At 74.0% G+C, this 23,471-nt stretch carries 24 protein-coding genes, 1 rRNA gene and 1 pseudogene; 15 read left to right on the forward strand and 11 right to left on the reverse strand.

What is annotated here, in order from left to right:
• A 5S ribosomal RNA gene (gene rrf, locus AB0C78_RS45940) occupies positions 1–86 on the forward strand; the annotation flags it as partial.
• A gap of 59 nt (positions 87–145) precedes the next feature.
• Here rrf and AB0C78_RS45945 read toward each other — a convergent pair.
• The 3 genes from AB0C78_RS45945 to AB0C78_RS45955 form a co-directional block, all read right to left on the reverse strand.
• Positions 146–640: a tetratricopeptide repeat protein gene (locus AB0C78_RS45945; protein ID WP_360761160.1), complete on the reverse strand. Its 495-nt coding sequence runs from the start codon at positions 638–640 to the stop codon at positions 146–148.
• A gap of 1,021 nt (positions 641–1,661) precedes the next feature.
• Positions 1,662–1,895, reverse strand: a complete 234-nt coding sequence (locus tag AB0C78_RS45950; RefSeq protein ID WP_360761162.1) for a hypothetical protein — start codon at positions 1,893–1,895, stop codon at positions 1,662–1,664.
• A gap of 589 nt (positions 1,896–2,484) precedes the next feature.
• Complete coding sequence (locus tag AB0C78_RS45955) at positions 2,485–3,348, reverse strand: NAD(P)H-binding protein (protein ID WP_360761164.1); 864 nt, start codon at positions 3,346–3,348, stop codon at positions 2,485–2,487.
• Positions 3,349–3,437: 89 nt separating this feature from the next.
• On the opposite strand from AB0C78_RS45955, the gene AB0C78_RS45960 reads away from it, so the two are divergent.
• On the forward strand, positions 3,438–3,878 hold the full coding sequence (locus AB0C78_RS45960) for a MarR family winged helix-turn-helix transcriptional regulator (RefSeq protein WP_360761166.1): 441 nt from the start codon (positions 3,438–3,440) through the stop codon (positions 3,876–3,878).
• A 124-nt stretch (positions 3,879–4,002) separates the two neighbouring features.
• On the forward strand, positions 4,003–4,797 hold the full coding sequence (locus AB0C78_RS45965) for a hypothetical protein (protein ID WP_360761168.1): 795 nt from the start codon (positions 4,003–4,005) through the stop codon (positions 4,795–4,797).
• Between the two features lie 16 nt (positions 4,798–4,813).
• On the opposite strand, the gene AB0C78_RS45970 is transcribed toward AB0C78_RS45965, so the two are convergent.
• Together AB0C78_RS45970 and AB0C78_RS45975 are read right to left on the reverse strand one after the other, a co-directional pair.
• Positions 4,814–5,548, reverse strand: coding sequence for a maleylpyruvate isomerase family mycothiol-dependent enzyme (locus AB0C78_RS45970; protein WP_360761170.1), 735 nt, complete (start codon positions 5,546–5,548; stop codon positions 4,814–4,816).
• 172 nt (positions 5,549–5,720) lie between these two features.
• Positions 5,721–6,602: an NAD(P)-binding domain-containing protein gene (locus AB0C78_RS45975; protein ID WP_360761172.1), complete on the reverse strand. Its 882-nt coding sequence runs from the start codon at positions 6,600–6,602 to the stop codon at positions 5,721–5,723.
• A gap of 95 nt (positions 6,603–6,697) precedes the next feature.
• On the opposite strand from AB0C78_RS45975, the gene AB0C78_RS45980 reads away from it, so the two are divergent.
• From AB0C78_RS45980 to murA, 3 genes are read left to right on the forward strand one after another with little or no spacing between them, the layout of a single operon-like run.
• Positions 6,698–7,144, forward strand: a complete 447-nt coding sequence (locus AB0C78_RS45980) for a helix-turn-helix domain-containing protein (protein WP_360761174.1) — start codon at positions 6,698–6,700, stop codon at positions 7,142–7,144.
• Positions 7,145–7,172: 28 nt separating this feature from the next.
• Entirely contained in the window at positions 7,173–7,799 is a 627-nt protein-coding gene (locus tag AB0C78_RS45985) for a LysE family translocator (protein ID WP_360761176.1), read from the forward strand.
• Positions 7,800–7,829: 30 nt separating this feature from the next.
• Entirely contained in the window at positions 7,830–9,131 is a 1,302-nt protein-coding gene (murA, locus tag AB0C78_RS45990) for a UDP-N-acetylglucosamine 1-carboxyvinyltransferase (protein WP_360761178.1), read from the forward strand.
• Here murA and AB0C78_RS45995 read toward each other — a convergent pair.
• The gene (locus AB0C78_RS45995; RefSeq protein ID WP_360761180.1) at positions 9,128–9,658 is read right to left on the reverse strand and encodes a hypothetical protein; all 531 of its coding nucleotides are present in this window, start codon (positions 9,656–9,658) and stop codon (positions 9,128–9,130) included. The genes murA and AB0C78_RS45995 overlap by 4 nt on opposite strands.
• Positions 9,659–9,748: 90 nt before the next feature.
• Here AB0C78_RS45995 and AB0C78_RS46000 point away from each other — a divergent pair, with 90 nt between their 5' ends.
• Positions 9,749–10,909: a cytochrome P450 gene (locus AB0C78_RS46000; protein WP_360761182.1), complete on the forward strand. Its 1,161-nt coding sequence runs from the start codon at positions 9,749–9,751 to the stop codon at positions 10,907–10,909.
• Positions 10,910–10,958: 49 nt separating this feature from the next.
• Positions 10,959–11,837, forward strand: a complete 879-nt coding sequence (locus tag AB0C78_RS46005; protein WP_360761184.1) for a hypothetical protein — start codon at positions 10,959–10,961, stop codon at positions 11,835–11,837.
• A gap of 31 nt (positions 11,838–11,868) precedes the next feature.
• Here AB0C78_RS46005 and AB0C78_RS46010 read toward each other — a convergent pair whose 3' ends face one another.
• Positions 11,869–13,026: a pyridoxal phosphate-dependent aminotransferase gene (locus tag AB0C78_RS46010; RefSeq protein WP_360761186.1), complete on the reverse strand. Its 1,158-nt coding sequence runs from the start codon at positions 13,024–13,026 to the stop codon at positions 11,869–11,871.
• A gap of 157 nt (positions 13,027–13,183) precedes the next feature.
• Here AB0C78_RS46010 and AB0C78_RS46015 point away from each other — a divergent pair, with 157 nt between their 5' ends.
• Both AB0C78_RS46015 and AB0C78_RS46020 read left to right on the forward strand, forming a co-directional pair.
• Positions 13,184–14,785, forward strand: coding sequence for an acyl--CoA ligase family protein (locus AB0C78_RS46015; RefSeq protein WP_360761188.1), 1,602 nt, complete (start codon positions 13,184–13,186; stop codon positions 14,783–14,785).
• A 96-nt stretch (positions 14,786–14,881) separates the two neighbouring features.
• Positions 14,882–15,841, forward strand: a pseudogene (locus AB0C78_RS46020) (FAD-dependent monooxygenase); the annotation flags it as partial.
• A 14-nt stretch (positions 15,842–15,855) separates the two neighbouring features.
• Here AB0C78_RS46020 and AB0C78_RS46025 read toward each other — a convergent pair.
• Positions 15,856–16,029 (reverse strand): hypothetical protein, encoded by a 174-nt coding sequence (locus AB0C78_RS46025; RefSeq protein WP_360761190.1) that lies wholly within the window; start codon positions 16,027–16,029, stop codon positions 15,856–15,858.
• Between the two features lie 171 nt (positions 16,030–16,200).
• Between AB0C78_RS46025 and AB0C78_RS46030 the strand changes: the two genes are divergently transcribed.
• Positions 16,201–16,407 carry a hypothetical protein gene (locus tag AB0C78_RS46030; RefSeq protein ID WP_360761192.1) on the forward strand — a complete coding sequence of 69 codons (207 nt, stop codon included), beginning with the start codon at positions 16,201–16,203 and terminating at the stop codon, positions 16,405–16,407.
• 41 nt (positions 16,408–16,448) lie between these two features.
• Positions 16,449–18,404 (forward strand): aconitate hydratase, encoded by a 1,956-nt coding sequence (locus AB0C78_RS46035; RefSeq protein ID WP_360761194.1) that lies wholly within the window; start codon positions 16,449–16,451, stop codon positions 18,402–18,404.
• Between the two features lie 135 nt (positions 18,405–18,539).
• Here AB0C78_RS46035 and AB0C78_RS46040 read toward each other — a convergent pair whose 3' ends face one another.
• Positions 18,540–18,947, reverse strand: coding sequence for a DUF2795 domain-containing protein (locus tag AB0C78_RS46040; protein WP_151543049.1), 408 nt, complete (start codon positions 18,945–18,947; stop codon positions 18,540–18,542).
• 98 nt (positions 18,948–19,045) lie between these two features.
• On the opposite strand from AB0C78_RS46040, the gene AB0C78_RS46045 reads away from it, so the two are divergent.
• Positions 19,046–19,396: a hypothetical protein gene (locus tag AB0C78_RS46045; protein ID WP_360761197.1), complete on the forward strand. Its 351-nt coding sequence runs from the start codon at positions 19,046–19,048 to the stop codon at positions 19,394–19,396.
• Positions 19,397–19,474: 78 nt separating this feature from the next.
• On the forward strand, positions 19,475–20,941 hold the full coding sequence (locus AB0C78_RS46050) for an aminotransferase class I/II-fold pyridoxal phosphate-dependent enzyme (protein ID WP_360761199.1): 1,467 nt from the start codon (positions 19,475–19,477) through the stop codon (positions 20,939–20,941).
• Between the two features lie 12 nt (positions 20,942–20,953).
• On the opposite strand, the gene AB0C78_RS46055 is transcribed toward AB0C78_RS46050, so the two are convergent.
• Positions 20,954–22,357 (reverse strand): cytochrome, encoded by a 1,404-nt coding sequence (locus AB0C78_RS46055; RefSeq protein WP_360761201.1) that lies wholly within the window; start codon positions 22,355–22,357, stop codon positions 20,954–20,956.
• Positions 22,358–22,500: 143 nt separating this feature from the next.
• Between AB0C78_RS46055 and AB0C78_RS46060 the strand changes: the two genes are divergently transcribed.
• The gene (locus AB0C78_RS46060) at positions 22,501–22,689 is read left to right on the forward strand and encodes a DUF5302 domain-containing protein (protein WP_151543052.1); all 189 of its coding nucleotides are present in this window, start codon (positions 22,501–22,503) and stop codon (positions 22,687–22,689) included.
• A 79-nt stretch (positions 22,690–22,768) separates the two neighbouring features.
• Here the strand turns inward: AB0C78_RS46060 and AB0C78_RS46065 are convergent, their stop codons facing one another.
• Positions 22,769–23,416, reverse strand: a complete 648-nt coding sequence (locus AB0C78_RS46065) for a pyridoxamine 5'-phosphate oxidase family protein (protein WP_360761203.1) — start codon at positions 23,414–23,416, stop codon at positions 22,769–22,771.
• Between the last annotated feature and the right edge of the window lie 55 nt (positions 23,417–23,471).

Consider the following 23,471-nt stretch of genomic DNA (forward strand, 5'->3'; position numbering starts at 1 on the left):
GTCCCATTCCGAACCCGGAAGTTAAGCCCTTCAGCGCCGATGGTACTGCATGGGAGACCGTGTGGGAGAGTAGGACACCGCCGGACTCATATTAGGAAGGCCCCGCCGGAAACGGCGGGGCCTTCCGCATTTCTGGGGTCCCGGGTCAGGGGTCGATGAGGGCTTTCGCGTAGTTGGACAGGGAGCGGTTGTAGCGCGGGAGGTGGCGGGAGAGTGCGCCGAGCGCGAGTGCCGCCGCTTCGCGATCACGATCGAGGTCGGTGAGCGCTAGGGCGAGGAAGGCCGTGACGGCGTCGTCCAGCTCGTCGGAGCCGGCGTCGCGTTCCGCGGTGAGAAGCCTGACGCTCTCCTCCGCCTCGCCGAGGTTCCGCAGCGTGCTGGCGAACTGGATGGTCGCCCGGCGGCGGTGCGAGTCGGGTAGACCCGCGGCGAACGCGCGCCGGTAATGCACCGCCGCCTGCGCTTCATGGCCGATGGAGTCGTGGGCGGAGGCCAGTTCGTACTCGGCGATGGCGTTTCCGGCAGGGAGCTCGCCGGTCAGGTCCTTGACCTTGGCGAGGAACGCCTGCGGTTCATGGTCGTCGAAGGTGGCCCAGAGGTCGGCGATCCGCCGTTGCCACCGTTCGTCCGGAGTGGTCATCCCGGAAGCCTTCCATACGGTGGCCAGTGGTTCGTCCGGTGGCCGCCCGTGGGTCCGGCAGTTGAGCGGGGGGCGCAACGCGTGTGCAACGTGTGATGGGTGAGAATTGGTCCGTCCGGTGATGACCGGGCCATGGTCGCGCCGGTGCCAACCCACACACTTGCACCGGCGCGGCCACCGGTCCGCCCTCCCACGTTCGCGTGGTGGGCCGCTGCGTCCTGGTCATGGACCTGCGCCGAGTGAGGCGCCGAGGTAGACGGCGCTGCTGCTGAGCGCGAGCACCCGCGGACCCGCTTCGGCCCTGGTGAGCGTGAGGATGCGTACCTGTACGGCCGGTGGGACGACCGCGCGGCGGCCGACCAGAGAAGCAGCAGCGGGACGACGGCGGCAAGGTGAGCTGGGCGCGTCGATCAGCATGTCGCGATTCCGGCTATCGCTACAGCGAACGTCAGTGCGGTGATGTCGAACGACCGGCACGGACCGATTCGGTGGGCGAGGGTGCCACTGAACCGCGTTCCGGCGAAGCCGTTGAGCCGTGAGCAGCAACCCGAAACCGGGCGGCGTCATGCCTGCCAAGCCGTGCAGCAGAGGAGCCAGATAGGTCTGGGTCACCATGTTGCCGAGGATCGCGGTGGCCGCGGCCGTCAATGCGCAAAGGACGAAGCCGTTCCCCGACTCCGGCCACAGGAGCCGCCGTGACGGCCGACAGGGTGGCGCGCAGGGTGATCGGCGCCGCCGCGCCGAGGATTCGCCGGCGAGGAACGTCGCGCGCCATCCGGCCGCGCCGATGCAGGTGCCGAGCGGGACGCCGCCGACCACGGCACCGGTCAGCTCGGCCGTGACCGACGCGAGATGCCAGCCGCGCCGGCCCGGCGGCCAGAGCGTCGCGGGGGCCGGGAAGACGGCAGGGAGCGCGAGTGCGGCGGCCAGCGCCGCGAAGCAGCATGCCCCAGGTGAGCACGGTGCGCGGGGACCGCGTCGCGGTGCCGACCGCAGCGGCCGGCGCGGCCGTTCTGCGCCACTACCCTCGCCGTGCCGCTCGCCCCGGTCCTATCCGGCGCTGCTCGCGCTGCGGGTCGGCCACGGCGCAGATCACCGAGAACGCCGTCACCAGATGGCTGGCGGCGGCCTCGCCGACCGCCAGGCTGCGGACGATCGAGGGCAGCACTCCGGCGATGACGAAGTCGTCGGACTGCAGGGGGAAGCGGTGAGCACGAGCGCGGCGAGCCAGGGCCAGCGATCCGCATCGCCGCACGCAGATCCTCGACGAGGTGCTCGACCACCTCGCGGAGATCGGCATGTCTGGGGATGGCGATGCGGCCCGTCGTCCAGGCGCTCGAGCAGAGCACGCGTCACTTCGCGGACAAGGACGCGCTGCTGTAGCGGCTGGAAGAGGTTCAGCACGAGCGGTTGCGCGCCACTGAGGCTGGGACGACATGGGCAGGGGGATCGGTGTGATCGTCCGTGACTCGTGGCGCCGCCACCTGGCGCCCGAGAAACATCGCGTACGCGCGGCTGGTCCACGAGATCGAGGGGCTCGCGGCGGCGGCCGGGTTCCCGCGGTCCTCGCCGCGCGGGCCGGGTTCGTCGTCGGCGCGCTGGCCCGCGGCAGGGGATCGGGCGAGGCCCCGTCAACGCGAGCTTTCTCAATAGCGCCTACTCCGGCCTGCAGGCCGACTTCTTCAACAGCGGCGCGCGCGAGCGGGTCGAGGTGGTCCTCGACCCGCTCTGCGCGCTCGCCGGCTCCTGGACGGCGGCGCGCGCTGGTCGGAGCGGCCGTGTGTCCAGGTGAGGACGGTGAACGACCGTCGCGTGCCCCGGAAGACCGTGGCCGGTGCGTTTGGTTAGGCGCCGGGATCCTCCTGGAAAGCGGCGGCGTTGCGGGCGCACCAGTCGGCGAATGTCCGTGGGGCGCGGCCGATCAGCCGTTGCACCGTGTCCGTGCGGAACCCGGCGGTGTCCGCTCGCATCAGCGCGAACCCTTCGACGAGGGCCTCGGCGAGCGCCGGGGGAGCGCCGGCGGGGAAGCGGGCGCGCACGGCCTCCTCCGGCGTGCGGACCTCGCGGACGGTCAGGTCGCGGCCGATGGCGCGGGACAGGACGGCGACCTGGTCGGCGACGGTGAGCAGTTCGTCGCCGGTGAGGGCGTACGTCTCGCCCTCGTGGCCGTCCTCGGTCAGGACGGCGGCGGCCACGGCGGCGATGTCGGCGGTGTCGATCGGCGCGAACCGTCCGGGGCCGATCGGGTCGAGGACGTATCCGCCTTCCCGGATGGTCGGCAGCCACTCCAGGGCGTTCAGCATGAAGCCGCCGGGCCGCAGGATCGTGACGGGGACGCCGGACGCGCGGACCGCCTCCTCGCGCTCGTGGTGCCAGCGGCCCATGGCGGGCATCGGGTCGCCGAGCACGTTCGTCGACGACAGGAGCACGATGTGCCGGACCCCGGCGTCGCGCGCCGCCGCGGCGGCATTGGCCGCCTGGGCGGTGCCGATGCCCGGGGTGAGGAGGAACAGCCGGTCGGCGCCCTTGAAGGCTGCCGGCAGCGTGGCGGGGTCGTCCAGGTCGCCGACCGCGCGTTCGGCGCGGGCGGGGAGCCCGGCGGCGCGGGCCGGGTCGCGGACGAGGATCCGTACGTCGGCGCCCTTGGCGTCCAACTCGCGGACGAGGTCGCGGCCGATGTTCCCGGTGGCTCCGGTGACCAGTAGCATGGCGGCTCCAGAAGTCGTTTGCCGTCTAATGAACGCCGGGAACGTTAGCCGGGAAATGATTAGCCGTCAATCGATCCTGGGGAGGCCCGATGCCCGAGTTCCTCGACCTGCACGGCCGAACGTCCAAGGCGCTGCGCGCCGCGGCCGACGACGGCATGCGCCGGCACGGGCTGCATCTGGGGCAGAACCATCTCCTTGCCGCCCTCTGGGAACGCGACGGCCGCACCCCCGGGGAGATCGCCGCGGAACTGCACGTCACCACGCCCACCGTCGTCAAGATGGCCACCCGTATGGCCGCTGCCGGGCTGCTCACCCGCCGCCGCGACGACCGTGACAACCGGCTCGTCCGGCTGTGGCTGACCAGTGAGGGGCGCGCGTTGAGGGAACCGGTCGAGGCGGAGCGCCGCGATCTGGAGGAGGCGGTCCTCGCCGATCTGACGGGGGCCGAGCGGGAGCATCTGATGTCCGCCCTCGAGAAGATCCACCGCGCCGCGACCGCCCTGCTGGAAGAGTCCCGTCCGACCGGCTGAGGCGTGCCGATGATCGGTGGCGGGGGTCGCTGCCTCGCCACCGGGTTCGACGATTTCGGGCCGCCGGATTCCCCTATACAGATCATTGCCGTGTTCTGTCGGTGGCCGTTGTTACCTTGCGGGCATGACTCTGCTCGGGACGTACGAGGACGGCGATTATCGAGCCGAATTCGGCACGCTCGCGGTCCGTGGATTCTGGCCTGCCGGTGTCGGTGGAACGGGTGAACTCCGCCACCTGAATCTGCCCCTCCTGGCGGAGGACGCCTTCGCCGCGGGCGCGAGGAGCGACGTCGCGAGGGCCGGTGCCGGCTGGGTTCTCGGCACCGCGGCGGCGCATGCCCACGTGCGTCTCGAGGCATATGACGCCGCACCCGGAAGGGATGCCGCCGGCTGGAATGACGTGCTGGAAACGCCCTTCCTGACATCGCGCGGCGAAATCAAGCTGACCCATGCGCGCGGCGGCGATTCGCCATGGAACCTGAAACTCGCCCGGCCCGGCCTTCACCGGCTCCGTGTTCTTCGCCGCCGGACCTCGGACGGGCACAGATGGCTTCTGCAATTCTGGCCGGTGACCGGTTCTCCCGAGGCGCCGCGATTCCTCGCCCGTTCCCGGCCCGCCGTCAGTACGGACCGTCCCGGCCACGGGGACAAGCGTTTCGGGCCGCTGGCCATGGACGTCCTGTCGGTGGCGCTGTGGTCGCCCGGCCGTCACACCCGCGCCGCGCTGGCCGAACGCCTCCTGGCGACCCCGGAGCAGATCCGCGAGGCGCTGCGGTACCTGACGCGGCGCGGGATGCTGCGCGTCGGCGGGGCCGACGCGGGCCCCGCGTCGACGATCGCGCTGGTCCCGGAGCGTCCACGCCCGCCGAACGCGGGTGCCGTGACCGTGGCGCAGCCCTGGCGGACGGCGGCACGTTGAGCCGGAGCGGTGAGGGTCAGGCGGCGTAGTTGCGGACGAGGCGGAGTGCCTCGGCGGCGTCGGGGCCCTCGGCGTGCAGGGCGGTCTGCTCGGGCGTGAGGCGGCGGGCGCCGAGCCGGCAGAAGTCCGCGGCCGGGCCGGTGATCCGGTTCGGCGCCGCGGGGTCCCCGAAGGCCCACTGCGTCCCGTCCGGTGCGGTGAGGTCGCAGTGGACGGCCGCGCCGGGGCGGCCCGCGACCGAGAACGCGTAGGGAAGGGTCCGGTGGGCCAGCCAGGCGATGTGGCGCAGCCGGTCCGTGTCCGGGTAGCCGATGCCCAGCGGGACGGTGATGTCCTGCGCGTGCGCCCAGTGCTCGGCGAGCCGCGTCGTGGCGAGCGTGCGCGGGGAGAGGGACGTCCGGACCCAGGCGAGGCGGGCGCCCGGCGGGTAGGCGCGGAGCGCGTCCGGGGTGGCGAAGGCCGCCTTGCGCCAGCGGGCGAGGAGGGCGTCCGGCGGGGCGCCGCGCTCGGCGGCGACGAGGTCGGCCATCGCGCCGTCGACGGTGGTCGCGGTGGACGGCAGGAACGCGCCGTCGTCGGTGGCGGCGGGGGCGCCGATCGCCTCCTCGCTCTGCGCGAGGTGCAGGACCACGTCGGCGACCGTCCAGCCCTCCGCGCCGGACGGCGCGGACCATTGGTCCGGGGTGAGGGCCGCCAGCACGGCGTCCAGTTGCCGGTACTCGGCCGCGAGGTCGTCGATGACATCCGCCATCCCGCCACCATACCGAATTGCGTTCGGTTCGGCGGTGGCCGATGGCGGTCGCCCCCGCATGCCGTCCGTGTGCGAGGGCGGCCGCCGTCAGGCGCGGGGGTAGCGGGCCAGGATGAGCTGCGGGTCGTCCAGCCCGCGGGTCTCGACCCTCGCCGAGCCCGCGGGGCGCGGATCAGCGGGCGAGGAGGTCGACGACGCCGGTGGTGCCCTCGTCGTGGTGGCCGTCGTCCAGGCGGCGGCGCATGAGGTCCATGAACGGGGTCAGCAGCTCGGGACTGACCCGCTGCTCCTCGGCCGTGCGCAGCAGCGTCGCGTTGCCCCGCACCATCATGGCGAGGTTGGACGTCACGCCACGGGTGTAGTCGCCGCTGTCCAACTGCTCGGCGACGCCGTTCACGGAGCCGGCCATGGCCGCCAGCCAGCCGGCGAGCATGGGGGCGAAGTCCTTCAGTGCGACGTCCTCGTCGCGGACGAGCGCGAACGCGTGCGCGACGCCGGCGAACATCCCGGTCATCGCACTCAGCAGCGCCACGTCGTGCAGGGCGGCGAAGCCGGGGTCCTCGCCGACGTACACGGTGCCGGCCGGCACGGCGAGCGTGGCGCGGTGCTCGTCGAAGAGCGGACGCGACCCGCTGTAGAAGACGTAGCCGCCGGACCCCTCGGCGCCGATCATCGGCGGGACCGCCATGATCCCGCCGTCCAGGAAGCGGGCGCCCCGCTCCTCGGCCCACGCGGCCCGGGCGCGAGCCTCGGCCGGGGTGCCGGTGGTGAGGTCGACGAGGTCCTTGCCCGCCAGGTCGGCGTCCGCGAGGGCTGCCCGGACCGACGCGTCGTCGAGCAGGCAGACGACCACCAGGTCGTTCGCCGCGACCGCGTCGGCGGCGGTCTCCGCGACCTCGGCGCCCGCCGCGGCGAGCGGCGCGGCGCGTCCGGGCGTGCGGTTCCAGACCGTGGTCGGGTGCCCGGCGGCGAGCCAGGCGCGGGCGAGCGCCGTCCCCATGTCGCCGAGTCCGAGCAGGGTGAGCGAGGTGGTGTCCGAATCGGTGTGCTCCATGCCGACTAGGCTTCTCGCCGGGCCCGCGGATGATCAAGTACGCACTTCGAAGTGGGTGGTTACCGCGGGGTTAGCGAGCAGGCGGGGGTGGGCCGATGGGGATCGCGCGGAGGCCGGGCGCGTACGTGTGCGGGATCGACGCGGCGATGGACGTGATCGGCGGCAAGTGGAAGGTCCTGATCCTGTGGGCGCTCGACGAGCGGCCCTGCCGGTTCGGGGAACTGCGCAGGAACCTGCCCGGGGTGACCGAGAAGGTGCTCGCCGCCCAGCTGCGCGAGCTGGAGGCGGACGGCATCGTGCACCGCGAGGCGTTCGAGGAGGTGCCGCCCCGGGTCGAGTACTCGCTCACGCCGCTCGGCGCCTCGCTCAACGCGGCGCTGGCGCCGCTCGGCGCCTGGGGGCGCGAGCACATCATCGGCACCGGTGACGACGCCGGTCACGGCGACCGCCCGCCGGCGGACGGCGGTGAGGGCGGTGACCGCGGTGAGGGTGGTGACGGCGGCGGTGACGGTGAGCACAGCCGCGTGGACGCGCGGCGGTGAGGCGGGGCGGCGCGCGTAGGATCCGATCATGCTGACGGCCGCCCTCGCGTTCGCCGGCGCCGCGCTGATCATCAACGTGGTGCCCGGCCTGGACACGCTGCTCGTCCTCCGGACGTCCATCAAACTCGGCCGCGGCGGGGGGATCGCCGCGGCGCTCGGGATCGTCACCGGCTGCTGCGTCTGGGGCCTCGCGACCGCGGTCGGCCTCACCGCGCTGCTGACGGCGTCCCGCCTCGCCTACGACGTGCTGCGCGTCTGCGGCGCCGCGTACCTCGTCTGGCTGGGCGCCACGGCGCTGTGGAAGGCCAGGCGGGACGAGCCCGCCGAAGAGGTTCCCGAACCGGCCGTGGCGGGCTCCCGGTGGGCGGCGTTCCGGGCGGGGGTCGGGACGAACCTGCTGAACCCCAAGGCCGGGATCTTCTACATGAGCCTGATCCCGCAGTTCATGCCGCACGGGGCGCCGGCGTTCGGCACGACGGTCCTGTTCACCGGCATCGACGTCGCGGAGCTGGCCGTCTGGTACTGGGCGGTGTCGGGGGCGGCGGCGAAGCTGGCGGAGCGGCTGCGGCGGCCGCGGGTGCGGCGGCGCCTGGAGCAGGTCGCCGGGGTCGCGTTCCTCGGGTTCGCGGCGAACCTTCTCGCGGACCGCGCCTGACGGGTCCGGAACCGCCGTAGGCTTGCACGGGTGACCGAGAAGCTCTGGGAGATCGAACCGTCCGGCCCGCTGCGCGGCGATGTCACCGTCCGGGGGGCGAAGAACGCGGTCAGCAAGCACATGGTCGCGGCGATGCTCGGCGCGGAACCGAGCACCATCCGCAACGCCCCCGACGTCGGCGAGGTCGGGATCACGGCCGGGATGCTCGAGCACGTCGGGATGGCCGTCGAGCGGTCCGGCGGCGAGATCACCGTGGTGCCGCGGCCGGTCGCGGACCCGAGCGTCGGCAAGGCGTTCACCGGGCTGAACCGGATCCCGATCCTGATGCTGGGCCCGCTGCTGCACCTGGCGGGGGAGGCGTTCGTCCCGCTGGTCGGCGGCGACCCGATCGGGCGGCGGCCCGTCGACTTCCACGTGGACGCGCTGCGCGCGTTCGGCGCCGAGGTGACGATCGCGGCCGACGGCATCCACGCCCGCGCGTCCCGGCTGGTCGGGACGCGGATCGACCTGCCGTACCCGAGCGTCGGCGCCACCGAGACGGTGCTGCTCGCGGCGGTCAGGGCGCAGGGCAAGACCGTCATCCGGAACGCGGCGACGGAACCGGAGATCATCGAGCTGGCGCTGTTCCTGCAGCGGATGGGCGCGCGGATCTCGTTCGCGCCCGACCGCCGGATCGTCGTCGAGGGCGTCGACCGGCTGGGCGGGGCCGTGACGCGGCTGGCGGGCGACCGGATCGAGGCGTTCTCCTACCTGGTGGCCGGCCTGGTCAGCCGCGGCGAGGTGCGGGTGCACGGCTGCCCGCAGGACCGCCTGGTCACCGCGATCACCACGCTGGCCCGGATGGGCGCCCGGTTCGAGATCACCGATGACTGGATCATGGCGTCGGCGCCGGACGGGCTGCGTCCCGCGGCCGTCCAGACCGACACCCACCCGGGGTTCGCGACGGACTGGCAGACGCCCCTCATGGTGCTGTTCACGCAGGCGGACGGCATGTCGGTGCTGCACGAGACCGTGTACGAGAACCGGCTCGCGTACGTCCCGGCGCTGCAGAGCATGGGCGCGGAGATCGAGGTCTACGACACGTGCCTCGGTGGCCCCGCGTGCCGCTACCACGACACGGCGGCGCTGCACTCGGCGGTCGTGCGCGGGGTGTCGAAGCTGCGCGGCGGCGACGTGACGATGCCGGACATCCGGGCCGGGTTCTCGGCGGTGCTCGCCGCGGCGGTCGCCGAGGGGCCGTCGACGCTGCGCGGCGTCCACCACATCGAGCGCGGCTACCACCGTCCCGTCGAGCAGTTCCGGGCTCTGGGCCTCGCGCTGCGGGCCGTCTAGCCGACGGCCGGGACGGTGCCCGGCCAGGTGTAGGCGAGGGTGCCGCCGACGGGCAGGTCGTGCCAGAGCGCGGCGGCCCGGTCCAGGTGCGGCAGGATCCGGCGGACCCTGGCCTCGTCCTCCGGCGTTGGCGGGCGGCCGGCCGCCCACTCGGGCGTCCGGGCGCCCGCGCGGTGCCTCCAGGCGACGTCGGTGATGCCGGCGAGCCGCTCGGACGTGGCCATGTCCTCGTGCCCGGTCCGGCGCAGCGACGCCTCCCGCTTGCGCGTCCTGCGCTGGGCCCGCGCGCGCTCGCGCGGGGCGCCCGCGGTCTCGCCGACCGGGGTGAACCCGCCGCCGCCCGCCGCGGCGCGTCCGAAGACCCCCGAGTCCAGCCCGAGCACGGCCTCGGTCAGGTAGTGGACGAGGTCGTGCGGGATGTGCTCGTCGTAGCCGGGGGCGGGGTCCATGCGGCGGGTCGCGCGGCCCGGGGCGGTGATGACCACCGCGTACCGGCGCTCCCCGGTCCGTTCGAAGATCACTTCCACGCGGTCAGGCTAGGGTGACGCGTGCGGAGATCGCATTCGCTTTTCGGCGCCGGGTAGCGTGGGCGGTTCGCCCGCACGGAGGGACCGACCGTGGAATTCGACCGGCGCGACCCGTACCCCTGCTACGCCCGGGCCAGGGAGGCCGAGGGGCTGACGTTCGTCCCGGAGTTGGACGCCTGGCTCGTCGCGCGGGACGCGGACGCGCGGGCGGTGCTGCGCGACGCGGAGACCTTCTCCTCGGCCGGCGCGATGCGCCCCGAGGCGATGCCGGGACCGGAGGCGATCGCGGTGCTGGAGGCGGTGCCGTCGGGACGCCCGGTGGTGCTGTCGGCGGACGGTGACGAGCATCGGCGGGTGCGCGAGCCGCTGGTCCGGGGGCTGTCGCCGCGCCGGGTCGCCGCGGTCGTGCCGTTCGTCGAGCGGCGGGCCGCCGAGCTCGTCGCGTCGTTCGCGGGCGACGGGAGCGTCGAGCTGATGTCCCGGTACGCGCGGGTCCTGCCGGGCGAGGTGATCGGGCACCTGCTCGGGCTCGACCCGGCGGACGTCCCGGCGCTGGTGCGGGGCGGTTACCGGGCCGAGGCGCTGGTCTTCACGCCGATGGAGCCGGACGAGCAGGTCGCGGCGGCGCACGAGGTCGCCGGGATGAAGCGGCTGCTGGAGGCGCTGGTGCGGGGCCGGGACGACGACCCTGGGGACGACCTGACCGGCGAGATGATCCGGGCGATCGAGCCGTACGGCACGCTGATCTCCAACCTGCAGAACCTGCTGCTGGCCGGGCATCTGACGACGACCGCGCTGATCGGCACCGCCGTCCTGCACCTGTTGCGGAACCGGGAGCAGTGGGAGCTGCTCTGCGAGCGGCCCGAGCTGGCCGCGGCGGCGGTCGAGGAGGCGGCCCGCCACGACGCGCCCGTGCAGGGATTCCGGCGGGTCGCGACGCGGCCGGTGACGGTCGCCGGCACCGACCTGCCCGCGGGTGCGCAGGTCTTCGTCGCCTTCGGCGCCGCCGGCCGCGACCCGGACGCCCACGACCGGCCGGACGCGTTCGACATCACGCGCCCGCCCGCGCGGCATCTGGCGTTCGGGCACGGCGCGCACGCCTGCCCCGGGGCGCAGCTGGCACGCGAGCAGGTGCGGATCTCGCTGGTGACGCTGGCGCGGGAACTGCCCGGCCTGCGGCTCGCGGGACCGGTGCAGACGCAGCCGAACCTGATCCACCGCTCACCGGAGGAGCTCGTCCTTACCTGGTGATGACCGAAACCTCCAAGACGGCGGCGCCGCGCGGGGCGAGGCTGGAGGCATGGATCTGACCAAGGCCTCCGACTTCATGGCCACGCACGCGCGCCTCCTCGACCGCCGCCGCTTCGAGCTGCTCACCGGGGAGGGCGACCGGGACGCCGCGCTGTCGGCGCTGAACGCCTACCGCAACCCCGACGGCGGGTACGGCCACGGCCTCGAACCCGACCTGCGGTCGCGGACGAGCCAGCCGGGTCCCGCGCTGCACGCCTTCGAGGTGTTCGCCGAGCTGGCGCCCGTCACGGCGCCCGAGGCGGCGGCGCTCTGCGACTGGCTGGAGACGGTGACGCTGCCGGAGGGCGGCATCCCGTTCGGCGTGCACGTCCCCGACCCAGCCGGGTGCGCGCCGTTCTGGGCGGGCGCCGACCCCGCCGAGCCGTCGCTGCAGATCACCGCGGTGGTCGCCGCGACGGCGCACCGCGTCGCCGCGCACGACCCGGCGGTCGCCGCGCATCCATGGCTCGCCCGCGCCACCCGCTTCTGTATGGACGCCGTCCGCGCGAAGACCGAGCTGCACGCGCTGGAGCTGGCGTTCACCCTGTGGCTGCTGGACGCCGTCCACGCGACCGAACCGGAGGCGGCCGAGCTGATCGCGCTGCTCGGCGAGCACATCCCGCCGGACGGGCTCGTCCACGTCGCGGGCGGGCTGGAGGACGAGATGATGCGCCCGCTCGACTTCGCGCCGCTGCCGGGCACGCCCGTCCGGGCCCTGTTCGTGCCGGACGTCGTCGCCGCGGAACTCGACCGGCTGGAGCGCGCGCAGGAGGCGGACGGCGGCTGGCGCGTCGACTTCGCCAGCTACTCGCCCGTCGCGGAGCTGGAGTGGCGCGGCTACCAGACCGTCAAGGCCGTCTCCATCCTGCGCGCCAACGGCCGCGGCTAAACGACGGCGCCCCGACGCCCGACGCCTGCGGCTAGAGGGCGAGGCGGAAGCGTTCGCGCAGGTCGCCGAGCCGTTCGACGGGTTCGTTGGCGAACACCAGCCGCAGGTGGTGGGCGCCGCTCGGGCCCCAGCCGTCCATGGGCGTGGCGGCGACCTTTGCGTGCTCGAACAGCCGCCGCGACAGGTCGGCGGGGGACAGGCCGAGCGGGCGCGTGTCGATGAGCAGCGACCAGCCGCCGTGCGGGCGCACCACGGGCAGGTCGGACAGCTGGTCCAGGATCGTGTCGCAGCGCTCGCGCCAGGTCGCCGTCGCGGCGGCGACGTCGGCGTCGGCGTCCGGCGCGGCGAGCGCCGCCGCGACCGCCTCCTGCGCGATCCCGACCTGGCAGACGACGTTGGTGAGCCCGACGAGCCGGATGTCATGCAGGATCGAGGCCGGTCCGGTGACCCACCCGACCCGCCACCCGATCATCCGCAGCTCCTTGGACGCCGAGCCCACCGTGATGGTCCGGTCGGCCAGCCCTGGAATCCGCGCGGGGTGGTCGGGGCCGCGGCCGTCGAACCGGATCCGCTCCATCGCGGCGTCGTAGATGAGCCACGCGTCGTGCCGTTCGAGGGCGTCGGCGAGGGCGGTCCAATGCGTCCCGTCGAGGACCAGCCCGGTCGGCATCGCCGGGCCCATCATCAGGACGGCGGCGGTCCGCGGCCCGACCGCGTCCGCGAGCCGCTGAGGATCGACCGTCCAGCCGCCGGCGGACGCCTCGCACGGGACGAACCGGGGCACCCCGCCCGCGAGCCGCACCCGGTTGACGAGCCCGGCGTAGATCGGGTCGCAGAGCACGACCTCCTCGCCGGGCTCCACGGTGGCGAGGAGCGTGTTGAGGATGCCGTTGAGCCCGCCCGCGACGCTGACGCACTCGGTCGCGGGGTCGTAGGCGCGTCCGGCGATCCGCCCGACGTGCGCCGCGGCGGCCTCCAGCAGGCTCCCGCGCCCCTGGAACGGCAGATAGCTGTTGGCGTCGTCGGCGTCGACCGCGGCGCGCGTCGCGGCGAGCGCGACGGCGGGCGGGCGGACGTCGGTGTCGAGGTTCTCCAGCCGGAGGAACTCGGGGTCGGCGGCCGCGTCGGCGGCGTCGCCGACCTCGTCCACGCCGATGCCGGGGATGTCGCGGAGCCGGGACACGGGCACGCTGCCACCTCTCGTCGATCTTGATCTCGCCGCCAGCCTCGCGCACGCCCGGCCGCGGCGTCCAGGGAGGAACGGCGCGCCGTGGGATCCTTGAGGGCGCAGGCCACATCCGTGCCGCGGGCGCCGGGCGCCCCGGCCCATGGCACCGGAGGACCTTATGGACAACGGCCCCGGCTACACCGCGCTCACCCCGCTGGCGTTCCTGAAACGGTCCGCGGAGGTGTTCCCCGGCAAGACCGCCTACGCGTACGGGGACCGCCGGGCGACGTACGCGGAGTTCGCCGCGGAGGCGACGCGGCTGGCCAACGCGCTGCGGGCGTCCGGGATCGGGCCGGGAGACCGGGTGGCCTACCTCGCTCCGAACGTCCCCGAGCTGCTGGTCGCGCACTTCGGCGTGCCGCTCGCCGGCGCGGTGCTCGTCGCGATCAACACGCGGCTGGCGGCGGAGGAGATCCGCTACATCCTCGAGCACTCAGGGGCGAAGGCGCTCGTCGTCGACGCGGGCCTGCACCCGGGCGTCGCGCCGATCGCCGGGGCGCTGCCCGAGGTCGTCACCGTGCCCGCCGAGGGATGCGACCCCGACCCGTCCGTCGGCGGGCTCTCCTACGCCGAGTTCCTGGCGCGCGGGTCGGACGACCCCCTGCCATGGGAGGTCGACGACGAGAACGCGCCGATCTCCATCAACTACACGTCCGGGACCACGGGACGGCCGAAGGGCGTCGTCTACACCCACCGCGGCGCCTACGTGAACGCGCTCGGCGAGGTGGTGCACTCGCGGCACACGCCCGGCAGCGTGTACCTGTGGACGCTCCCGATGTTCCACTGCAACGGATGGTGCACGGGGTGGGCGCTCGCCGCGATCGGCGGGACGCAGGTGTGCCTGCGCGCCGTCGACGCGGCGGAGGTATGGCGGCTGATCGACACCGAGGGCGTCACGCACCTCAACGGCGCCCCGACCGTCCTCGTGACCATCGCGAACGCGGCGCAGGCGCACCCGCTGGACGCGCCGCTGACCGTCACCACGGCGGGCGCCCCGCCCAGCCCGACGATCATCGGGCAGATGGAGGCGCTCGGCGCGACGATCGTGCACGTCTACGGGCTGACCGAGACCTACGGGCCGTACTCGGTGTGCGAGCCGCAGCCCGGCTGGGACGCGCTCGCCGCGCCCGAGCGGTCCCGGCTGCTGGCCCGGCAGGGCGTCGGCATGCTCCAGACGGACGGCCTGCGGGTCGTCGACGCGGACATGAACGACGTCCCCGCCGACGGCGAGACGCTCGGCGAGATCGTCATGCGCGGCAACAACGTGATGAAGGGCTACCACCGCGACGAGGAGGCCACCGCGCGGGCGTTCCGCGGCGGCTGGTTCCACTCCGGCGACCTCGGCGTCCGGTACCCGGACGGCTACGTGGAGCTGCGCGACCGGTCGAAGGACATCATCATCTCCGGCGGCGAGAACATCTCCACGGTCGAGGTCGAGCGCGCCATCGACGCGCATCCCGCGGTGCTGGAGGTGGCCGTCGTCGCCGTGCCGGACGAGAAGTGGGGCGAGCGGCCGAAGGCGTTCGTGGTGCTGCGCGAGGGGCGCACGGCGACGGAGGCGGAGCTGATCGAGCACGTCCGCGCAGGTCTCGCCCGCTTCAAGGCGCCGGACACCGTCGAGTTCGTGACGGAGCTGCCCAAGACGTCCACCGGCAAGATCCAGAAGTTCCAGCTGCGGGAGCGGGAGTGGGCCGGCCGGGACCGCCGCGTCCAGGGCTAGCGGGCCCCTTTCCGGCCGTCCCCCGCGCGTGATGAGCCGCCGTTCGTGGGAAGGGGTGTAGGGCCGCACCCGCGCACGGACGGAAAGGGGATCCGGATGCCGCCCAGGCCGACGGGGAACGTGCTGATCGTGGGCGCCGGGCCGACCGGGCTCCTGCTCGCGGGGGACCTCGCGGCGGCCGGCGTCGGATGCACCGTGCTGGAGCGGCGCCCCGAGGAGACCGACAACCTGACCCGCGCGTTCGCCGTGCACGCGCGGACGCTGGAGCTGCTCGACGCGCGCGGCGCCGCCGACGAGCTGGTCGCGACGGGCGAGCGGGTCGGCGGGCTGCGGCTGCTCGGCGCCGCGGCGCTGGACCTGTCCCGGCTCCCCGGCCGCTTCCCGTACGTGCTGGTCACGCCGCAGTACGAGACGGAGCGGGTGCTGCGCGAGCGCGCGCTGGCGGCCGGCGCGGAGATCGTCCACGGCGCGGAGGCGACCGGGCTGCGGCAGGACGCGGAGGGCGTGGACGTCGACGTCCGTATGGCTGACGGGTCCACCGCGACCCGCCGCGCGTCGTACGTCGTCGGCGCCGACGGCGTCCGCAGCACCGTCCGCAAGGCGCTCGGCCTGCCGTTCCCCGGCCGGTCCGTGGTGCGGTCGGTGATGCTGGCGGACGTGCGGCTGGACGACGCGCCCGCGGAGGTCCTCACCGCCGGGGCGTCCGGTGACGCGTTCGCGTTCATCGCGCCGTTCGGCGACGGCTGGTACCGGGTGATCGCGTGGAACCGCCGGCACCAGGCCGCCGACTCCGAGCCCGTCGACCTGGACGAGATCCGCGACGTCGCGCGCCGCGCGCTCGGCTCCGACCACGGGATGCGCGACCCGCGCTGGACGTCGCGTTTCCACAGCGACGAGCGGCAGGTGCCGCGCTACCGGGTCGGACGGGTGTTCCTCGCGGGGGACGCCGCGCACGTCCACTCTCCGGCGGGCGGCCAGGGCATGAACACCGGGATCCAGGACGCGGCGAACCTCGGCTGGAAGCTCGCCGCCGAGCTGAACGGCTGGGCGCCGTCGTGGCTGCTGGACAGCTACCAGGAGGAGCGCCATCCGGTCGGCGGGCAGGTGCTGCGCGGCAGCGGAGCGCTGCTGAGGTTCGCGCTGGTCGAGCAGCCGTGGCTGCGCCGCGCGCGGTCCGTCGCGGCGTGGGCGGCGACGCACGTCCGGCCGGTCGCGCGGCGGCTGGCCGGCGCGGTGTCCGGCATCGACATCGCCTACCCGGCGCCGCGCGGCGCGCACCGCCTCACCGGCATGCGCGCCCCGGACGTCCCGGTCGCGGGCGCGCCGGGGCGCCTCTACCGGCTGCTCGGCGACGGGCGGTTCGTCCTCGTCGTCGCGGCGAACGACCCGGCGGTCACCTACCTGGCGACCAAGCGGTGGGCGGGACGGGTGCACTGCGCGCTCGCGGGCGCGCCACCCGCACGACCGCGCTGGTCCGCCCGGACGGCTACATCGCGTGGGCGTGCGACGAGACCGCGCCGGACCGGCGGGCCACCGCGATCCGGGAGGCGCTCGCGCACTGGTGCGGCCGCCCGGCGGACCGTCCGGCGCACGACCGGGAACGTCCCGCGCGGCCCGTGTGAGCCCGTCCAATCCACGACCGGAGGGAGCGGAGGAAACGCCCATGGCCAACGGCACGGGAGGCCGCAACGTCGCCCGCAAGCTGATCGCCTCGCACCTGGTGAGCGGCGAGATGGAGCCCGGCACCGAGATCGGGATCCGCGTCGACCAGACCCTCACCCAGGACGCCACCGGCACGATGGTAATGCTGGAGCTGGAGGCGCTCGACCTCGGCCGGGTCCGCACCGACGTGTCGGTGCAGTACGTCGACCACAATTTGCTGCAGGCCGACGAGCGGAACATGGCCGACCATATCTTCCTGCGGTCGGCGTGCCGCCGCTACGGCCTCTGGTACTCCAAGCCGGGCAACGGCGTCTCGCACCCTACGCACATGCAGCGGTTCGGCGTGCCCGGCGCCACGATGGTCGGCTCCGACTCCCACACCTGCGCGGCGGGATCGCTCGGGATGCTCGCGATGGGCGTCGGCGGGCTGGAGGCCGCGATGGCGATGGCGGGCGAGCCGATCCACGTGACGATGCCGGAGATCTGGGGGATCCGGCTCACCGGGGAGCTGCCGCCGTGGGTCAGCGCGAAGGACGTGATCCTGGAGATGCTGCGGCGGCACGGCGTCCGCGGCGGCGTCAACCGGATCATCGAGTACCACGGGCCGGGGCTGGCGGCGCTGACCGCGATGGACCGGCACGTCATCGCGAACATGGGCGCCGAGCTGGGCGCGACGACGACGGTGTTCCCGTCCGACGAGCGCGTCCTGGAGTTCCTGCGCGGGGAGGACCGCGAGGACGACTTCACCGAGATCGTCGCCGACCCCGGCGCCTCCTACGACGTCACGGACGAGATCGACCTGTCGGCGCTGGAGCCGCTGATCGCCCGGCCGTCCTCGCCCGGCGACGTGGTGCCGGTCCGGGAGGTCGCGGGGGAGGAGGTGCACCAGGTCGTCGTCGGGTCGTCGGCGAACCCGGGGCTGCGCGACTTCGCGTCCGTCGCCGCGATCGTCAAGGGCCGGCAGGTGCATCCGCACGTGTCGCTGGACGTGAACCCGACGTCCCGGCAGATCCTCGTCGACCTCACGAAGATGGGCGCCGCCACTGACCTGATCCAGGCAGGCGCCCGGATCCACCAGGCCGGCTGCCTCGGATGCATCGGCATGGGGCAGGCGCCCGCGGTCGGCCGCAACAGCCTGCGGACGTTCCCGCGCAACTTCCCCGGCCGCTCCGGCACCGCCGACGACCGCGTGTGGCTGTGCTCGCCGGAGACCGCCGCGGCCGCCGCGCTCACCGGGAGGATCACCGACCCGCGCGAGCTGGACATGGACCCGCCGGCCCTCTGCCTCCCGGAACGCTCCAGCGTCATCCGGGAGATGCTGGAGGCGCCGCTCCCCGAGGACGAGGCGCGCCGCGTCGAGCTGGAGAAGGCGCCGAGCATCGGCGTGCTGCCCGACCTCGACCCGCTGCCCGACGACCTGGACGTCCCGGTCGTCATCAAGGTCGGCGACGACGTGTCCACCGACGAGATCCTCATGGCGGGCGCGCAGGCCCTCCCGTACCGGAGCGACATCGCCAAACTGGCCGGCTTCGCGTTCGTCCGCATCGACGAGGGCTACCCGGAGCGCGCGCGGGAGACCGGGGCGCACGCCGTCATCGGCGGCCGCAATTACGGGCAGGGCTCGTCCCGGGAGCACGCCGCGATCGCGCCGCGCCATCTTGGGCTGCGGCTCGTCCTCGCCCGCGGCTACGCCCGCATCCACTGGCAGAACCTGGTCAACTTCGGGATCCTGCCGCTGGAGTTCGCCGACGAGGCCGACTACGACCGCGTCGAGCAGGGCGACCGGCTGCGGATCGAGGGCGTTCGCGCGGCCCTGGACAAGGGGGCCGAGGTCGAGGTCCGCAACGTCACCAAGGACGAGACGTACCGCGCCCGGCACCGCCTGTCGCCCCGCCAGCGCGACCTCGTCGCCGCCGGCGGCCAGATCCCCGCCCTCCGCGCCCGCACCTCCCGTTGACGTGCGGCGAGACCGTCCGTTGACCCGGCGGGATCGCCCGTTGACGTGCGGCGGGATCGCCCGTTGACGTGCGGCGAGTCGCCGCCACGAGCGGGCTCATGACGGCGACTCGCCGCAAGTGAACGTCGTCCGGCGTCAGAAGCGGCGGTTCTCGCGGCCGTAGCCGAGCTCGTCGGCGACGTCGGCGACGTTCTCGTACTCGCGGTCGGGCAGCGTCTCCAGCGCGCCGACCGCCGCGTCGTCCGCGCCCGCGCCGGACGCGTGCGCGACCAGGTCGTCGGGCCGGGCGGGGTAGTGGACGCCGGAGAGCAGCCGTGCCAGGTTGCTGCGGCCCTCCACGTCGCCCGCGCTCATGCCGGGCGGCGAGCCCTCGCGCGGGTCGCCCGTGGCGGCGGTCGGATCCCAGGGCGCGTCACCGGAGTACGGCTCGGTCTCCTTGAACTCCTCGGCGTGGGTGGGGTGCCCGCCGCGGACCATGCCCTCCGTCTCGTGGCCGATCTCGTCGTCCACCTTGGGACCGTGCTTGTCGCTCTTGTCTGGCATGTTCGTCCTCCCTGCGCCTTGACAGGGAGGAGCGTTCCCGGGCGGGGTCGTCTAAACAGCCGGCGATCATCGCGGGCGGGCGCGGTACGGTGTGGCGCATGCTTCCGGAGGAAGGCGTGAACGCCGTTCGGGTCGTGGTGGGGATGCTGGTCCGCGGCGAGTACGAGGAGCTGGAGACGCTCACCGAGGCCCGCCGGCTCACCGCCGCGGAGATCGCCGCGGCCGTGCGGCGGCACGGCCGGGACCTGATCAGCCCGCCGGACGAGGCGTTCCGCGAGATCGGCGCGGTCGCCGTCCCCCGCGAGCAGGCGGACGAGCGGGCCTTCCACGTCGACTTCCCGCTCTGGACGGCGCAGGACGGCCTGTCGGACCTGACGCTCGGGCTCACGGTCGCCGAGGTGATGGACGGCGTGTGGACGGTCGAGCTGGACGGGGTCCACGCCCCCTGACCCGCGTCCCCGCGCGTCCACCGCCTCTCGTTCGGGCCCATATGATCGAGGTCCGGGTGCAGGCAGGGAGGACGCGCAGTGGCAGCGCACATGACGCCGGACGAGTTCCGCCGGTACGGCAAGCAGGTCATCGACTGGATCGCCGACTACCAGGAGAAGATCGAGTCCTATCCGGTGCTGTCGCGGGCCCGCCCGGGCGACGTGCTGGCGAACCTGCCCGCCCACCCGCCGGAGCGGGGCGAGGGGTTCGAGGCCGTCCTCGCCGACATGGACCGCGTCGTCATGCCGGGCATCACCCACTGGCAGCACCCGGACTTCTTCGCCTACTTCCCGAGCGGCGCCAGCGGCCCGTCCATCCTCGGAGACCTGATGTCGGCGGGGCTCGGCGTCCAGGGGATGCTGTGGGCGACGAGCCCGGCCTGCACCGAGCTGGAGACCCGGGTGCTCGACTGGTTCGCCGAGCTGCTCGGCCTGCCGGAGCGGTTCCGCAGTGACGGCCCGGGCGGCGGCGTGATCCAGGACTCGGCGTCCGGCGCGGCCCTGGCCGCCGTCGTCGCCGCGCTGCACCGCGCGGACGGCGGCGCCGCGGGGCGCGACGGCATCGCCCGCCGCCACACCCTGTACGTCAGCTCCCAGACGCACTCGTCGCTGGAGAAGGCCGCGCGGATCGCCGGGATCGGGGCGGCGAACGTCCGCGTCGTGGACGTCGATCCCGTGACCCTGGCGATGGACCCCGCGCATCTGGACGCGCTGCTCGCCGAGGACGCCGCGGCGGGCGCGCTGCCCGTCATGGTGTGCGCGACCATCGGCACCACGTCGACCACGGCGGTCGACCCGGTGCCCGCGATCGGCGAGGTCTGCCGCCGGCACGGCGTCTGGCTGCACGTGGACGCCGCCTACGCGGGCGTCGCGGCCGTCTGCCCCGAGCTGCGCGGGATCAACGACGGCGTCGCCGAGTACGCCGACTCCTACGTCACCAATCCGCACAAGTGGCTGCTCACCAACTTCGACTGCACCGCGATGTGGGTGGCCGACCGGGAACCGCTGGTGGGCGCGCTGTCGATCCTGCCGGAGTACCTGCGCAACCAGGCGTCCGCGTCCGGCGAGGTGATCGACTACCGCGACTGGCAGATCTCGCTGGGCCGCCGGTTCCGGGCGCTGAAGCTGTGGTCGGTCATCCGCTGGTACGGCGCGGAGGGGCTGCGCGAGCACGTCCGGACCGGGGTGCGGCTGGCCGCCGGGCTCGCGTCCCGGATCGCCGCCGACCCCGCGTTCGCGCTGCTGGAGGAGCCGAAGCTGAGCCTGGTCTGCTTCCGGCCGCGCTGGGACGGCCTGGACGGCGCCGAGGCCGACGCGGCGACGCTGCGGCTGATGGAACGGCTCAACGCGTCCGGCGACCTCTACCTCACCCACACCAAGGCCGGCGGGCGGGTGCTGCTGCGCGTAGCGATCGGCGCCGCCGGGACGACCGGCGCGCACGTGGACGCGGCGTGGCGGCGGATCCGGGAGGAGACCGCGGCGCTAGCCGCCGAGCGGACGCCCTGACGGCGGCGCGGGTCAGCCCTGCGACAGGCGCATCACCCGCAGGATCCGCCGCACCAGTGACCCCGGCTCGGCCTCGCCCCGCTCCGGCTCCTGCGGGCTGCCGTCCGCCTCGGGCGCGGCGGGGGCCGTCCGCCGGGGCTCGCCCGCCAGCTCGTAGTCGACCGGCAGGGAGCGCAGGCCCCGGATGAGCGGGGACGACCGCCACGCCAGCTGGTCCGGCGGCAGCGCCAGCCGCAGCCCGGCGAACCGCTCGAACAGCCGCTCCACCGCGATCGTCGTGACGGTCGTCGCGAGGTCGCGGCCCAGGCAGGCGTGCGGTCCGGCGCTCCAGGCGAGATGGGCGCGCGAGCTGTAGATCGAGTCGGGCGCGGCGTTCCCGGTGAACGCCGGGTCCAGGTGCGCGGCCGCGGGCGACACCATGACCGGGTCGCCGGCCGCGATCTGGAACCGGCCGACGCGCACGTCGGACCGGGGCCAGCGGAACGCCAGGTTCGCCATCGGCGGGTTGGCGGTGGACGCCCGGTTGATCGCCTCCTGGATCATCCCGGCGGACAGGCTGTCGCGGGCGCCGGTCTCGCCGATCAGCACCTCGGTGATGGTGTTGCAGATGAGGGTGCCGGTGACGTCGCCGACCAGCCCGGTCATCATCGCCATCTCGCCGGTGAGCTCCTCGGCCGTCAGGTCGGGCACCGCGGCGAGCATGAAGGACGGCAGGTCCTGGCCGGGGGAGGCGGCCCGCGCCGCGCACACCGCCGCCATCCGGGCCAGCAGCCGCGTGGACGCCTCGTGGGCGTCCGGCCCGGCGTCCAGGACCCGCCACAGGTCGACGATCAGCCCGTCGTCCTCGTCCGCGCCGGTGCCGAGCAGCCGTCCGACGACCATCAGCGGCAGCGGCCGGGCGTACTGCGCCGCGAGGTCGGCGTAGCCGGTGCGGCCGCCGTTCTCGGCCAGCACGTCGATCAGCTCGTCGGCGTACCGCCGGACGGCCTCCTCCAGCGCCTTGGCCTCCGGGCGGCTCCGGTCCTGGAACGGGCGCAGCCCCTCGCTCCACGCGCTGCGCAGCCGGGTGGACTCGGCGCCGTCGCGGAAGCCGCAGTTGTCGGACTCGACCACCGGCAGCAGCGGCCAGTCCGCGGGGACGCTGCCCTCCCGGTAGGCGCGCCAGGAGTCCAGCCGCCGGCTCCACACGCCCCGCGAGTCGCGCAGGATCTCCAGCGTCTGCGGGTAGCCGATGACCAGCCACGCCGGCACGCCCAGCACGTCCACCGGGGCGACGGGCCCGTACTCGGCGCGGAGCCGCTCGTAGAACACCGCGGGCCGTGCCTCGTAGTCGCGGTTGAGGAGCGGCTGGACGGCCAGCGACTCCAGCGGCGGATGGGCGGGTGCGGCCTCGGCCTGCGGGATCTGGGGCTCCACGATCACAAACCATAGAGAGTTCCTCCCAGCCTGGCCGGTTGATGGGGAAAACTCCCAAGTTGATCTTCGGAGGGGGTGCGGATCGCCGCCGGGGCCCCGGGTATGTGAGGCTAGGGGTGCCCCTATGAGAGCTGGAGGTCCGCATGACCGACCCGAACGGAGACGGCGAGACAGGCGAGGACGACGTGAAGCGCAGGTTCCGGGAGGCCCTGGAGCGCAAGCGCGGCGCGGCGGCGAAGAACGCCGGCGGGGCGGGACGGAACGGGTCGAAGGTGAAGGGCGTGCACGAGCGCGCCGACCACCAGCGCCAGTTCCGCCGCAAGAGCGGCTGACCTGCCGCTCGGCGCGCAGACCCCCGCGCGCGACAGCGCGGGGGTCGTTCCACGGCCCGGGGCTCGCGGACGCCGGGCGTCAGCCCCCGTAGAGCTTCTTCTCGTAGACCGCCCTGTCGTAGTGCCGCTCCAGCTCCTCGAGGCTCTCCTCGGTGTACTGGACGGCCTTGACGATCCGGGCGTGCGAGGGGAGCGTGTCCTCCGCCCACTCCTCCGGCTTCCACATCTTCGAGCGCATCAGCGCCTTCGCGCAGTGGAAGAAGATCTGCTCGATGTCCACGACCAGCGCCAGCGACGGCCGGTGGCCCCTGACGACCATGTCGTCGAAGAACGGCGCCTCCCGCACCAGCCGGGCGCGGCCGTTGATCCGCAGCGTCTCGCTGCGGCGCGGGACCATGAAGAGCAGCCCCACGTGCGGGTTGCTCAGGATGTTCAGGAAGCCGTCCGCGCGGCGGTTGCCGGGCCGGTCGGGGATCGCGATCGTGGTGTCGTCGAGCACGTGCGCGAACCCGGGCGGGTCGCCCTTGGGGGAGACGTCGCAGTTGCCCTCGGCGTCGCTGGTGGCGATCAGGCAGAACGGGGACCGCGCGAGCCACTCCCGGTCCCAGTCGTGCAGCGTCACGCGCTCCTTGTCGATGGCCCGCCGCATCGGGGCGCCGAGCAGCCCGCGCAGCTCCTCCGCGGAGGTGATCTCGACGACGTCGGTGGACTCGGGGGCGAGCGTCATGGCGCTCCTTCCGCCGGGGGACGTGGAAGATCATGCTAACCGGCGGCTTCGCGGA

This window comes from Actinomadura sp. NPDC048394 (genome assembly GCF_040651755.1).
Lineage (GTDB): Bacteria > Actinomycetota > Actinomycetes > Streptosporangiales > Streptosporangiaceae > Spirillospora > Spirillospora montaniterrae.

What these genes read in the sequence shown, in the direction of transcription:
- AB0C78_RS45945 (WP_360761160.1), bottom strand. Translation starts at nt 640, where the DNA reads ATGACCACTCCGGACGAACGGTGGCAACGGCGGATCGCCGACCTCTGG.
- AB0C78_RS45955 (WP_360761164.1), bottom strand. Translation starts at nt 3,348, where the DNA reads ATGCTACTGGTCACCGGAGCCACCGGGAACATCGGCCGCGACCTCGTC.
- AB0C78_RS45960 (WP_360761166.1), top strand. Translation starts at nt 3,438, where the DNA reads ATGCCCGAGTTCCTCGACCTGCACGGCCGAACGTCCAAGGCGCTGCGC.
- AB0C78_RS45965 (WP_360761168.1), top strand. Translation starts at nt 4,003, where the DNA reads ATGACTCTGCTCGGGACGTACGAGGACGGCGATTATCGAGCCGAATTC.
- AB0C78_RS45970 (WP_360761170.1), bottom strand. Translation starts at nt 5,548, where the DNA reads ATGGCGGATGTCATCGACGACCTCGCGGCCGAGTACCGGCAACTGGAC.
- AB0C78_RS45975 (WP_360761172.1), bottom strand. Translation starts at nt 6,602, where the DNA reads ATGGAGCACACCGATTCGGACACCACCTCGCTCACCCTGCTCGGACTC.
- AB0C78_RS45980 (WP_360761174.1), top strand. Translation starts at nt 6,698, where the DNA reads ATGGGGATCGCGCGGAGGCCGGGCGCGTACGTGTGCGGGATCGACGCG.
- AB0C78_RS45985 (WP_360761176.1), top strand. Translation starts at nt 7,173, where the DNA reads ATGCTGACGGCCGCCCTCGCGTTCGCCGGCGCCGCGCTGATCATCAAC.
- AB0C78_RS46005 (WP_360761184.1), top strand. Translation starts at nt 10,959, where the DNA reads ATGGATCTGACCAAGGCCTCCGACTTCATGGCCACGCACGCGCGCCTC.
- AB0C78_RS46015 (WP_360761188.1), top strand. Translation starts at nt 13,184, where the DNA reads ATGGACAACGGCCCCGGCTACACCGCGCTCACCCCGCTGGCGTTCCTG.
- AB0C78_RS46025 (WP_360761190.1), bottom strand. Translation starts at nt 16,029, where the DNA reads ATGCCGGACACCGCGCCGGCCAGCCGCCGCGCGACCGGCCGGACGTGC.
- AB0C78_RS46035 (WP_360761194.1), top strand. Translation starts at nt 16,449, where the DNA reads ATGGCCAACGGCACGGGAGGCCGCAACGTCGCCCGCAAGCTGATCGCC.
- AB0C78_RS46040 (WP_151543049.1), bottom strand. Translation starts at nt 18,947, where the DNA reads ATGCCAGACAAGAGCGACAAGCACGGTCCCAAGGTGGACGACGAGATC.
- AB0C78_RS46045 (WP_360761197.1), top strand. Translation starts at nt 19,046, where the DNA reads ATGCTTCCGGAGGAAGGCGTGAACGCCGTTCGGGTCGTGGTGGGGATG.
- AB0C78_RS46060 (WP_151543052.1), top strand. Translation starts at nt 22,501, where the DNA reads ATGACCGACCCGAACGGAGACGGCGAGACAGGCGAGGACGACGTGAAG.
- AB0C78_RS46065 (WP_360761203.1), bottom strand. Translation starts at nt 23,416, where the DNA reads ATGACGCTCGCCCCCGAGTCCACCGACGTCGTCGAGATCACCTCCGCG.